At 50.6% G+C, this 12,664-nt stretch carries 9 protein-coding genes; 3 read left to right on the forward strand and 6 right to left on the reverse strand.

Features of this window, described 5'->3' with window-relative positions; genetic code table 11:
* Positions 1–148 precede the first annotated feature (148 nt).
* The 4 genes from PsAD5_RS15625 to PsAD5_RS15640 all read right to left on the reverse strand — a co-directional run bounded on the left by PsAD5_RS15625 (position 149) and on the right by PsAD5_RS15640 (position 8,717).
* Positions 149–3,286, reverse strand: coding sequence for an efflux RND transporter permease subunit (locus PsAD5_RS15625; protein ID WP_063292751.1), 3,138 nt, complete (start codon positions 3,284–3,286; stop codon positions 149–151).
* Between the two features lie 24 nt (positions 3,287–3,310).
* On the reverse strand, positions 3,311–4,402 hold the full coding sequence (locus PsAD5_RS15630; RefSeq protein WP_063292752.1) for an efflux RND transporter periplasmic adaptor subunit: 1,092 nt from the start codon (positions 4,400–4,402) through the stop codon (positions 3,311–3,313).
* Between the two features lie 6 nt (positions 4,403–4,408).
* The gene (locus PsAD5_RS15635) at positions 4,409–4,978 is read right to left on the reverse strand and encodes a TetR/AcrR family transcriptional regulator (RefSeq protein ID WP_063289566.1); all 570 of its coding nucleotides are present in this window, start codon (positions 4,976–4,978) and stop codon (positions 4,409–4,411) included.
* 253 nt (positions 4,979–5,231) lie between these two features.
* On the reverse strand, positions 5,232–8,717 hold the full coding sequence (locus tag PsAD5_RS15640) for an indolepyruvate ferredoxin oxidoreductase family protein (RefSeq protein WP_063292753.1): 3,486 nt from the start codon (positions 8,715–8,717) through the stop codon (positions 5,232–5,234).
* Positions 8,718–8,872: 155 nt separating this feature from the next.
* Here PsAD5_RS15640 and PsAD5_RS15645 point away from each other — a divergent pair, with 155 nt between their 5' ends.
* The 3 genes from PsAD5_RS15645 to rpe all read left to right on the forward strand — a co-directional run bounded on the left by PsAD5_RS15645 (position 8,873) and on the right by rpe (position 11,245).
* Positions 8,873–9,358 (forward strand): Lrp/AsnC family transcriptional regulator, encoded by a 486-nt coding sequence (locus tag PsAD5_RS15645; protein WP_063289568.1) that lies wholly within the window; start codon positions 8,873–8,875, stop codon positions 9,356–9,358.
* Between the two features lie 130 nt (positions 9,359–9,488).
* Positions 9,489–10,478, forward strand: coding sequence for a hypothetical protein (locus PsAD5_RS15650; RefSeq protein ID WP_063292754.1), 990 nt, complete (start codon positions 9,489–9,491; stop codon positions 10,476–10,478).
* Positions 10,479–10,576: 98 nt separating this feature from the next.
* Positions 10,577–11,245 carry a ribulose-phosphate 3-epimerase gene (gene rpe, locus PsAD5_RS15655; protein WP_063292755.1) on the forward strand — a complete coding sequence of 223 codons (669 nt, stop codon included), beginning with the start codon at positions 10,577–10,579 and terminating at the stop codon, positions 11,243–11,245.
* A 63-nt stretch (positions 11,246–11,308) separates the two neighbouring features.
* Here the strand turns inward: rpe and PsAD5_RS15660 are convergent, their stop codons facing one another.
* On the reverse strand, positions 11,309–12,076 hold the full coding sequence (locus PsAD5_RS15660) for an HpcH/HpaI aldolase family protein (protein WP_063292756.1): 768 nt from the start codon (positions 12,074–12,076) through the stop codon (positions 11,309–11,311).
* Positions 12,077–12,243: 167 nt separating this feature from the next.
* Positions 12,244–12,567, reverse strand: coding sequence for a DUF1476 domain-containing protein (locus tag PsAD5_RS15665; RefSeq protein ID WP_063292757.1), 324 nt, complete (start codon positions 12,565–12,567; stop codon positions 12,244–12,246).
* Positions 12,568–12,664: the final 97 nt, after the last annotated feature.

The following is a 12,664-nucleotide window of genomic DNA, read 5'->3' on the forward strand; positions in this document are numbered from 1 at the left end:
CCGTGAAGGCAAAAAAGATGCGCCGCCTCTGGTGTTGGGGGCAGAGGCGACGCGGGGGAGCAAAGGACGGAGTGTGCGGTAAATATACGCCGCCCCTTGCTTATCTCATGGGCCTTCCCGGTTTTAGGTAACCGGGAAGGCCTTTTTCTTAAGCCGGTTCCGGCTCAGCCTTCTGATCAATGGAAGGTTTTTCTTCCAGTTCTTTCAAAGACTTCTCTGCCTTACCTTTCCCTGCACCCTCACCTGGATGGATGCGGTAGAAGATGATGAACAGCAGCGGAACAGCCAGCAATGTCAGCAGCGTCGCAAACGTCAGACCACCCATAATGGTCACAGACATACTCGCGAACATCGGATCAACAATCAGCGGAGCCATACCAAGGATCGTCGTAATCGCTGCCATAGACACCGGACGCAGACGAGAAACACTGGCATTAACAACAGCTTCAAACCGGTCTCCACCAAGCTCCAGCTGCAGGTCGATCTCTTCCAGAAGCACGATCGCATTCTTGATCAACATACCTGACAGCGACAACACACCAAGGATTGCCATGAAGTCGAGCGGCATACCTGTCCCAAGCAGACCAATCACAACACCGTTGATAGACATCGGTACGATCAGCCAGATGATGAGTGGTTCCCGCACTTTAGAGAACAACAGGATGGAGATAACAATCATCACGAGGAAGGTAACAGGCACTTTACTGCCCAGCGACGCATTCGCATCCTGAGAGTTCTCGTACTCACCACCCCACTCCATGGAATACCCATCAGGAAGCGGAACACTCTCAATCGCACCCCGAATTCGAGCATGAGCAACCGACGCCAACTCATCCGGAGCACTCGCCCCAAGCACACTCAACGTCTTCACACGATCCCGACGACGGATCAAAGTATCCTCAGCTTCAGTAGAGATGCCGGAAGTCACCTGATCAATCGGCACATACTTGCGCTGCTGAGAACTCCAAACCAGTGTGTTTATAAGGGCTTCGGACGCAGTCTCACCTTCGCCGCGCTTACGTTTCACGATGATCGGAATGTCTTCATCCAGATCACGATAGTCGCCTGCACGGATACCATCAGAGGTAAACTGAACCGCAGTAGAAAGGTCCTGTCTCGTGATGCCAGCAATACGAGCTCGCTGCTCATCAAACTTCGGATGCATCACCAGCTCACGTTCGCGCCAATCGGTACGAACATCACTCAAGCGGTACTGAGGATCCTTGAAGATCTGGATCATCTCTTCAGAGATAGCACGCAGAACGTCAGCATCCGGACCAGTGATACGAGCCTGAACATCAGCACCAGACGGCGGACCGAACACCAGACGCTCGGTGTACACTTGTCCCTGAGGCAACTCGGCAACACCGAACGCACGGATCTTCAATGCAAGATCATTAATAACATCAGTGTTTTCAGTCCGGACAATCACCTGACCATAGTTGGAGCTACCGTCCTGAGCTGAGTAAGTCAGCATAAAGCGGGTTGCACCCTGACCAATGAAGGAGTTGGTTGAAACGACACCTGGCAAAGACAGGATCTCGTTTTCCAGCTTCTCCATATCACGCGCAGTCGCGTGAATGTCGGTACCATGCGGCAACCAGTAGTTCACGTAAAACAGCGGAGTCGCAGAATTCGGGAAGAAGGAGTTTGCAACAAACTGGAAAGACCAGAAGCAAACCACAGTCACACCGATCAGAGCTGCCAGAGACAACCAACGCAGTTTCAGCGTCAGCACCAGGATCTTACGGAACATGGTGTACATGAAGCCGCGGTAAGGATCATGCTCATCACCGGAGATGGCAGCCATCTTGAAGAAGTACTTACCAAACAGCGGCGTAACAAGGATCGCAAACAACCAGGACATCAACAGGGAGATGCCAACCACAGCAAACAGCGAGAACATGAACTCACCGGTACTGTCACTGGAAAGACCAATACCAGAGAATGCCATGATGCCGATGACAGTCGCACCCAGAAGTGGCCACTTCGTCTGCTCAACAACGGTCGACGCAGCTTTGATAGGCCGCATACCGCGTTGCATGTTGATCATCATACCTTCGGCGACAACAATGGCGTTGTCCACCAACATACCCATGGCAATAACAAGCGCACCAAGCGAAATACGCTCAAGCTCAATACTGCCCAGCTTCATAATCAGGATCGTTGACAAAACGGTCAGCAACAGAACCGAGCCAACCACCACAGCAGCACGCCAGCCCATGAAGATGCCGAGCACCACAATCACGATGGAAACAGACATTACAAGGTTCCAAACAAAGGAACCAACGGCCTGATCAACCACTTTGTGCTGTTCGTAGATAGGGATGACTTCCATGCCAATAGGCAGGTTCGCACGCAAGTCATTCAGATGCGCTTCAACGTCTTGCCCAACGGCCACAACGTTTGTGTCTTCAACAGCAGCAACACCAAGAGTAACCGCGCGCTGGCCATTATGACGAACCAAAACCTTTGGATTTTCAGGCTCTTGCACAGAAAGCGTCGCCACATCAGACAAACGAACCATCGCTGTAGAACCCGGATTACCGATCACGAGATCCTGAATACTACGGTAGCTGTCAAAGGCAGAAACTGTCGAGATACGAATGCGCAGATCACCGGAAACAGTCGTACCGTTCGCCTGAATAGCGTTTTCCGCATTCAGCACATTCTGTACGTCCGCAATGGTAATTCCCAGCTGTGCCAGACGGTCCTGATCCATCGCAATGATGATCTCGTCCTCAGGCTCACCAAGAATAGAAACCTTAGCAACATTATCGACAGTCAGCAGCTCACGACGCAGCTCTTTCACGGTCTTACGGATATCCCGGTTGGAGTATCCATCAGCCGTCAGAGCATAGTACATGCCGAACACATCACCGAAGCTGTCATAAACAATCGGAGTACGGACACCATTTGGCAGATTTGGCACTTCGTCGTTCACTTTGCGACGCAGCTCATCCCACACCTGAGGCAGCTCAGTGCCATCATAGGTGTCTTTCATTTCCACCTGAATACGGGAGAGACCCGGTTCAGAGGTACTGCGAACTTCTTTCAGCTGAGGCATCTGCTGAATGGCACTTTCCAGCCGTTCAGTAACTTCTTCTTCAACTTCCGCAGCGCTGGCACCCGGATAGGAGGTGATCACCTGCGCTTCTTTAATGGTAAATGCCGGATCTTCCAGTCGTCCAATGCCGCCCAGAGCCCAAATGCCCCCAAGCAGAGCAATCAGAACAACCATCCAGACATTGACCGGCTTCTCGATCGAGTAGCGTGCAATATCCATATCAATAACTCCTAGACGCTACTCTTACAGCTTAGGCACGATCAGCTGATTTTCGCTCAGGTGGCTCACACCAGCCGTTACGATCATCTCGCCGTCTTTCAAGCCGGAAAGCACCGGAATGAAGCTGCCAAGCACAGTTCCAAGCAAAACTTTACGACGACCAACACGCTTTTCACTTTCATCAACAACCCACACATACGGGCTCTTGTCAGGAGAAGAGCCAACTGCAGATGTCGGCACGAAGAAGGCGGTGGTCTGAGACTTATCAAGACCATTGAGCTTAACTTTTACGCTCGCAGTCATGCCAGGAATGATGTTGTAACCATCATCGTTATTCATGGCCAAAGTCACACGATAGGTCTGAGCAACCTTGTCTGCTTCCGTGCTGTGCTCACGATATTCCAATGGGAATACCTTACCCGGATGGGAAGGGAACTCAGCAGTCATCTTTAGAACAGAAGATTCAGTCGCCTGAGCAAACAGTGTTTCAGGCACGTTGATATCGATACGAACTTCACTCACATCCTGCAACCGGGCAATGCTGGTACCAGCACTGATGATCGCATAATTATCAAGTGAACGAGAGGTCACGATTGCATCGTAAGGCGCAACAATCTTCGTATAACCAAGGTTTTGCTTGGCTTTATCAAGGGTCACTTCGGCAAGGTCAAATGCAGTCTTTGCATTGTCGTACTGACCTTCAGAGATAACCTGTTTGTCTTTCAGCGTTTCAAAGCGCTTCAGATCTTTCTTCTTTTGTTCAAAGTTGACCTGAGCTTCACGAACAGTGTTTTCGTAGTCAGTTGGGTCAAGCGCTGCAATCAGATCACCTTTTGCAATGCGCTGCCCTTCAATGATTGGCATTTCAACAAGCTGACCAGACACACGAAACGCCAGATCGACGGTCTGAACCGCATCGACACGACCAGTGAAGTTACGCGTAAAGAGATCATCAATCTCAGAAACGACCATGACACGAGCAGGACGAGGAGCAACCGTTTTCGGTGCTTCAACAACTTCCTGCTCCTGACAACTTGCAAGCAGCAGAGCAAGTGCCCCAACAAAAACAGGAGCACTCAGGCGTCCTATTCTACTTTTTCCGCTTATTTTCTGCATTTTACCTTAGTTTCCAGCTTCAGCGTTCAGTTCGGCGTACCGGTTATTCTGGGAGGTGATTTCCAACACGCGATCAATAAGTTCATCAATTTCACCAGTGCTGTTTTGTTCAATACCCAGCGCTTGGCGATAATAAAGCCCGTCTATTATGAGCAAACACATATGCCCCGTAACCGGGTCACTAACCTCACAGTTGATTGCTCTTCCAAATTCAGCACTCATCTCCTGAAATTCAACAATCAACTCAGGCTCTTGAGCAGCAAGAGCAAACAATGCTTTCGGAGCGGTCTTCTCTCTGTACTCTTTGTAGATCTGGAAGCTGGCCCGCAAAATGGGACAGGCCACTCCCTGCTCTGTCAACTTGTCGCTCAGCGTGTAAGTCCGTTCACGAACCTCAGAAACAACTCTGCGGATCACACCCAGCAACAGCTCATGCTTGCTTCGGAAATTGTAAAGCACCCCGCCTTTAGACATGCCGGCCTCAGCCGCCACGGCATCAATGGTCAGCTTACGAGTTCCTTCAATGCAAACCAGACGCTCGACTGCATCCAGAATATGTTCAGCTGTTGTTTCCACGCTGGTATCCCTCTCCTCTAATCGGAGCCTGTACCGTCTGGTCGGTTTCTGTACCGTCCAGTCGGTTTTTGTACCGTCCGGTCGGTTTTAGAGGAAGACCTAAAAAAAGACAAGTTCGAATTTTGAGAAAATTGAGATAGCTGCCCGTAGGAGAACGCATATCAAGAATGAAATCACGTAACTGTGATTTGAAACACAAAATGCCGACCCTTGTCAGGGCCGGCATCCTTTGTTTTCCGCCAATAACGAAGGCTTATTCAGCAGCTTCTTTAAAGGTGACCGTTGTCGGGTCTTCCTCAAGTCTGCCAAGCAGCTCCTCACGTCTGAGTTGTGCAAGCTTCAGGTTCTCGTCCTTGATAGGACCATACCCGCGAATAGAATCAGGCAAGTTGAGAAACTCGCGAAGCAATCCATAGTTCGCTGTACCGAGTTTTCCGCCAACCAATGAGAGATCATCCCGGTACTGCTTCACCAAAGCCCGCTCCTCTTTACGCTCCCGCGCATATCCAAACGGATCGAGAGCAGTGCCGCGCAAACCGCGAAGAGATACAAGCATCTCAAAAGCCTTAAAGATCCAGGGACCAAACGCCCGTTTTTGCGGACGACCCGTCTTTGGATCCGGCTTACCGGGCAGGATTGGAGGAGCCAGCATCAACTGCAACTCACCTGGGTCTGCAAACTGAGCCTCAAGATTCTTGCGGAACTCTGGCTCACTATAAAGGCGCGCAACTTCGTACTCGTCTTTATAAGCCATCACCTTGTAAAGCATCTCAACTGCGGTGTGCGTCACCTCAAGAGAGCCCGGACCAAACTCTTCATCCCGCGCCCTGATCTCGGAGATCTTGTCGAGATACTTATTGGCGTAGGACTTATTCTGGTAAGTGGTAAGCTCTTTCGCGAAGAAGGCGATCTTCTCATCCAGCGTCATCACCTTCACAGCTTCCTGACGTGGAAGAGCTGCAAAAATCGCATCAGGATTGGAGTAAAGAACACGCCCTGCATGGAATGCATTGATGTTCTTCTCAACCGCTGCGCCATTCAATGAGATCGCATTCTCAATGGCTTGTGCTGAGATCGGCAGAGTACCAGCCTGATAAGACAATCCGATGAGCATCATGTTGGTGTAAATCGCATCACCCAACAGCTTCTCAGCAATGTTCGCCAGATCATGAGCTCTCAGATCAAGAGTCCCCTGCTCCAGCGTCCGCTTCATCTTATGCTCATCAAAAGAAAGCTGCTGCTTCATCACAAACTCAGAAGTCGGCGTGACGTTTGTATTCACAAAGCCATGCGTTCTGCTCTTGTGATAAAGAGAAAGCTGCTCAGCCTTACTTGCAACCAGCATATCACTTGCAATCAGCACATCCAGCTGTGCAGGCGGCACACGTGGTCCTTCAATTGTGTCACTCGCCGCAGCAAAGCGCACGTGAGAAGTCACAGGTCCACCCTTTTGAGCAAGGCCAGTCATGTCGAGCGTAGATGCTTTGATCCCGTCAATATGAGCCGCCATCGCGATAATCGCAGAAATGGTCGTAACGCCCATACCACCAATACCAGCCACCAGCAGGTTGCGAGTGTTCTCAAGAGAGGGCAACTGAACGTCTGGCAGCTGCTTTACAAACTCATCAAGAGCAAAATCAGCAGGTTTCGCCTGACGCAGTTTCGAACCCTTCACATAAACAAAGGATGGGCAGAACCCCTTCACGCAAGAGAAGTCCTTGTTACAGGAAGACTGATTGATCCGACGCTTTTCACCAAACACCGTCTCAACAGGCTCAACAGAAAGGCAGTTGGACTGCACAGAACAATCACCGCACCCTTCACAGACACGGTCATTGATGAACAAACGCAGATCCGGATCAGGATACAAACCTCTCTTCCGGCGACGGCGTTTTTCAGCAGCACATGTCTGATCAAACACGATTGCAGAAACACCTTTGAACTCTTTGAGCTCGTTCTGAACGCTCATCAGATCATCACGGTGATGAACAGGCTCGGTAACGGCAAGATCCTGGCGACCAGAATAGTCTTCAGGGGTCTCGCTGAGCAGAACAACCTTCTCAACCCCCTCAGCATGAAGCTGGTTGAGGAGCTGTGGCACAGTCAAAGATCCATCAATCTCCTGACCACCCGTCATCGCAACAGCGTCATTGTAAAGGATCTTGAAGGTGATCGGCACACGAGCAGCAACAGCCTGACGGATCGACAGAATACCGGAGTGGAAATAAGTTCCATCTCCCATATTGGCAAACACATGCTCATCACGCGCAAAGTTCGCCTGACCGACCCATAAAGAGCCTTCACCACCCATGGCAATCTGACCGTCAGTGGTCCGGCCATTAATCTCGGTCATGGCATGACAGCCAATACCCGGCATCGAGCGAGACCCTTCAGGCACCACGGTCGACGTATTGTGCGGACAACCAGAGCAGAAGTAAGGGGAACGCGCCGCAAGCTCGCCATTTCCCTGAGCCCACATCTGTTGACGCATCATGGAATCAGCAACAGAACGCATCTCGTCATTGACGTATTCCTGAGGCAGGAAATTCATGATCACACGGATCATCTCATCAATGGAAAGCTCCAGAACATCAGAGAGCAGAGGCTCTCCCTGCGCATCTTTCTTACCCAGAATCTTCGGCTGCTGATCACTCGGCCAGTTGTAAGCAATTTCTTTGATTTGTGGCTCGATGAACGCACGCTTGTGCTCAACAACCAGAATCTTTTCGACACCACGCGCAAAGCTTGAAAATGCTGTTGGCTCAAGCGGATAAGGCATACCAACCTTATACACCGCCAGCCCGATCTCCTTGGCCCGTTGATCTGTGATTCCCATCAGACGAAGAGCCTGACATAAATCACGGAATGCTTTGCCTGTCGCAATCATACCGATACGCGGCTTTTGCGCACCATAGGCAACATGGTCGAGACGATTCGCCTTTGCATACGCCAGAACCGCCGGCATGCGGATGTCACGTAATAGACGCTCTGTCTCCAACCGATTACCGAGCAAGAGCACACGATTCAGCTCAGCATTCTTGCGCGGATCAAACGCAGCAGGGCGTGAGAATGACATACGCCTTGGATCAACAGAAACAACACCAGATGCATCCATCGTATCTGCAAGGCAAATCAATGCGCTCCACAGACCGGTGTAACGGGACATCTCAAACCCATGTAAGCCGAAATCCAGAACTTCCTGAATGTCAGCCGGGTTGAGAACCGGAATTTCTGCATGCTGGAAAAAAAACTCGCTTTGAGCGGGCAAAATGGAAGATTTTGCCAGATGGTCATCGCCCGCAAGTGCCACAACTCCGCCATTTGGGTCGGTTCCAGAAGCACTTGCCTGATGCAGCACATCACCTGCTCTATCAACACCTGGCGCCTTCCCGTACCAGATACCGTAGACGCCATCAAAGGCTGAGCCCTTGCCGTGCTGTCTGACTTTTTGCGATCCCCACACTGCTGTGGCGCCCAGTTCTTCATTCACTCCCGGCTGAAACTGAATATCCAGCGGATCGAGATATTGACGTGATCTTTGAAGCTCCGTGTCGTAACCAGCAATTGGAGAACCACGGTATCCTGAGATAAAACCGCCTGTTTTCAATCCCTTAGCACGATCTAATCGACCGCGATCCAACGCCAGTCGTACCAGTGCCTGAATACCATTTAGGTAAACATTGCCTGTTTCAGCTGTGTATTTGTCGTGTAAGCTGATCGGTGGCACACTTACGTTCATTCAATGAGCTCCTCTCCCATCATGGCTGTGGACGGTCCCCCCCGCCAAAACCAATTCTTTCGTCCTAGCCCATAGTGATCCTTTTTTTGCGTGCTTTCTGTGCTATCCTACCGACAAATACGTACTCAGTCGAAAAATTATTCCTAAGAGGGCACATGAGCGAAAATTCCTTATTGGACCCATCCGACATCCGAGTTCTGCGGATTCTGCAAAAAGATGCATCCCAATCCATCGCAGATATCGCCAAAGAAGCCGGTATGAGCCAAACTCCGTGCTGGAGGCGAATTAAGAAACTCAAGGAGTCTGGTGTCATCAAACAGACAGCTGCGCTGGTTGATCGCGAAGCCGTCGGGCTTGGCTTTCTCGCATATGCCTTTGTTAAGCTCACTGTACCCAGCCGCGAGAACATGGAAACATTCGACAGGCTAATTGGAGTATGGCCCGAAGTTGTTACATGCGAACGCATCACTGGCGCAGTGGACTATCTCATCAAAGTAGTTGCCACAGATATAAAGTCTTATGACGATTTCCTTCGTTTGAAACTTCTGGACAACGCTCTTGTCTCAGATGTTCAGTCACGCATTGTAGTTTCGACAATTAAGGAAACAGTTGCGTTACCTCTTAAAGAGTTTGCCAGCTAACGTTTCCAGACCAGCCTAATCGCAGTTAGTTTACGCGTAGTCGCTGAAACACTGAAATGTTTGCTCAAACTCGACTGATATGGTTTAGTCGCGCGATCTCTTGCACTTAAGTTTTCGCGTGGACTAAACATTGCTCTCCCCCAAATTCGTTTTAAGCGGCCTGAAGCCGATCAATACACTCCTGCGTTTTTTGGGGCGAAATGGCACCAATGCAGTCGCGATCTCTGTCTTTCTCGGCCTTTTGCTGCCCGGCATTGCTGAAGCGCTGCGCATTCTCTTAACGCCCGCAATCTTTATTCTGCTGACACTGAGCTTCATCCGCGTAGACAACGCAGCCATTGCCAATCAGCTCAGACGCCCACTGCCAGCGTTTGCGGCAATGCTCTGGCAAATGCTCATTCTCCCTCTGCTCGCAACAGTGACCTGCTTGATTATCGGGTTGGATCAGATCGACTTGGGAGTACTGACAGCCTTGTTCATGGTGTCTGCCGCACCGCCCGTTATGTCCACGCCAATCTTTATCTGGATGTTTGGTCTCAACGGAGCCCTCGCGCTCACCATTTCAACCCTGTCATTGATCATTGCCCCTCTCAGCACAGCTTTGTTCGCCTACCTGTTGCTACCAGAAACCCTTCAGGTCTCCCCTTTGTCTCTGGCGACCAATCTGGCCATGTTCCTGATAGGCTCTGCAGGACTGGGACGACTGCTTTACTATTTGCTTGGCGCAAAACGGATCAACGAGGTAACAGACCACATCAACGGCCTAAACTGTATCGTGCTCTTTATCTTTGCCGTCGCAGCGATGGATGGTGTGACTGGTTTTGCAATAACCGCACCGTTCAAAGCCACCGCCTTGTTTGTGGGTGTCTTTGCAATTGCAGCCCTTCAGTTGCTCGTAACCTTCCTGATCTTTTACCCTGCAGGACGGCAAACTGCCTTCATCGCCGCCTACGGCACCGGAAGCCGCAATCTGGGTCTGATGGTTGCTGCATTGGGAGGTACAATTCCAGAGCTCGCATGGCTGTTCTTTGCCTTTGCCCAGTTCCCGATCTATCTGCTTCCATGGATCCTTAAGCCTGCTGCGATACACATCCGTGAAGCAGAAGCAACAATCCCCTGAGCGCCGTGCGGGAAGCTGCGCTGTTCGCACCACTTGCTTCTCATGTGTGTCCATGTTAGCCGCACAGCAAATTGGGCACATCTAGGAGAATCCCTGTTATGGCACAGCCGCTCGTTATCGCCCCTTCCGTCCTTGCATCAGACTTTTCTAAGCTGGGGCAAGAAGTTCGTGATGTTGTTGAAGCTGGAGCCGACTGGATCCATCTGGATGTCATGGATGGCCACTTCGTTCCAAACATCACCTTTGGCCCGGACGTCATTGCAAAACTCCGCCCTCACACCGATAAAGTCTTCGACGCTCACTTGATGATCGAGCCATGTGATCCGTACCTTGAAGCCTTCGCAAAAGCTGGCTCGGACTACATCACAGTTCACGCAGAAGCGACCACCCACCTGCACCGCTCTTTGCAGGCAATCCGCAATCTGGGCAAAAAAGCAGGCGTTTCTCTAAACCCTGGCACACACGAAAGCTGCCTTGAGTACGTTCTGGACAGCGTTGACCTGATCCTTGTTATGACCGTGAACCCTGGCTTCGGTGGGCAGAAGTTTATCCACTCTCAAATCGAGAAGGTCGCCCGCATTAAAAGCATGATTGGTGACCGCCCAATCCGTATCCAGATTGATGGTGGCGTCACTCCTGAGACCGCTCCATTAGTCACCAAAGCTGGTGCTGACACACTGGTCGCAGGCTCAGCAGTTTTCAAGGGCGGCACAGTAGAGAGCTACCGCAAAAACATCGCAGCAATCCGCGCAGCTACTCAGGTCTGATATCTGGTCCTGAAATGAGAAAAGGCCGCCCCAAAGGCGGCCTTTTTTGTAGATGAGGTGGCTCTAATCCAATGAACTTGCAGCTTCCGCCGCAGCATTGATAAACAAAGTCGAATCCGTCCCAAACGTCATAAACTGATAACCAACAGCCTTTGAGTGCTGAAGATGCCCCTTGGAAACACAATAGATCCCGGCAATCTTCCCAGCCGCACGGGTTTTCTCCGCAATGTCTTTCTGCATCTCCAGCGAAGCGTCAGAAACAGGTTCCACGCGCTTCCCGCCAGAAACAGTCAATGATAGGTCAGCAGGCCCGACAAAAATGCCATCCAAACCATCAACAGCCAGAATGTCTTCAAGCGCTTCATAGGCCTCTGGCGTCTCAATCATGGCAATTGCGAGCGTCTTTTCATCTGCCGAAGCGAAGTAATCATCCATGGAAACACCGGTTGCCATAGTTGCCCCAACAGCACCATAGCTACGCGCACCCAACGGCGGATACTTGCAGAATTCCACCAGCTTCTTTGCGTCGTCCACTGAGTTGATCATCGGCGCGATTATCACTTCAGCGCCCACATCCAACAACCAGCTGGCATTTTTAAAGTCGTCGACACAGATTCGTGCAACAGCATGCCCGCCACCATTAATGATCTCTTTGATAGAATCACGCGCTTCAGCGGTGGTCAGCAAACCATGTTGCAAATCCAGCGTGATTGCTTTGTAGCCGCCTCTTAAAAACAGATCAGAAAATATTGGGGAAGGCAGGCTTGCCCACGCGCTCACAATGGTTTGCCCTGCTCTCAATTTTTCTGCCAGACACTTATTCTCAGTCATTCAATGCCTCATCTGATTAAGCACAGGCACCATCAACCACGCAGCACCAGCTCTAAAACAAAACTATCATTCAAACAAAAAAGCCGTCTCCCTGAAAATAATCAAGGGAAGACGGCAAATTCTCTAGTTTAAGGGCTCTCTTGGTGAGCCTGCTTAAGGAGTGCAGCTTATGCTTCCTCAGCAACTTCCTTTTTCGCAACAGCCATCAGCTCTTCCATAGTGCGGCGAATCTGGTGTTCAGACTGCTCAACACTTGCATCTGCAAAATCTTTAGAAATACGAGCAAAAATGTCTTCGTCGCCTGGCTCTTTAAGATCCGTTTGGACGATCTTTTTGGCGTAATCTTCTGCGATGTCTCCGGCCAAACCAAGCTTCTCAGCAGCCCACTGGCCCAGCAGCTTATCGCGCCGTGCAGTAGCCTTGAAAGCAAGCTCAGAACCCATTGCAAAACTGCCTTCAAACGCATCAGCTCGTTTGTCAAACGTGCTCATCTATTCCCTCCTAGCTCAGACAATGTAAAAAGGTCCCTCCCCTCTTACAAGCCACGCTATAACTTACGTAAATCATTGTACGCAACTTCTATTTGCA

Source organism: Pseudovibrio sp. Ad5, from assembly GCF_001623095.1.
GTDB lineage: Bacteria > Pseudomonadota > Alphaproteobacteria > Rhizobiales > Stappiaceae > Pseudovibrio.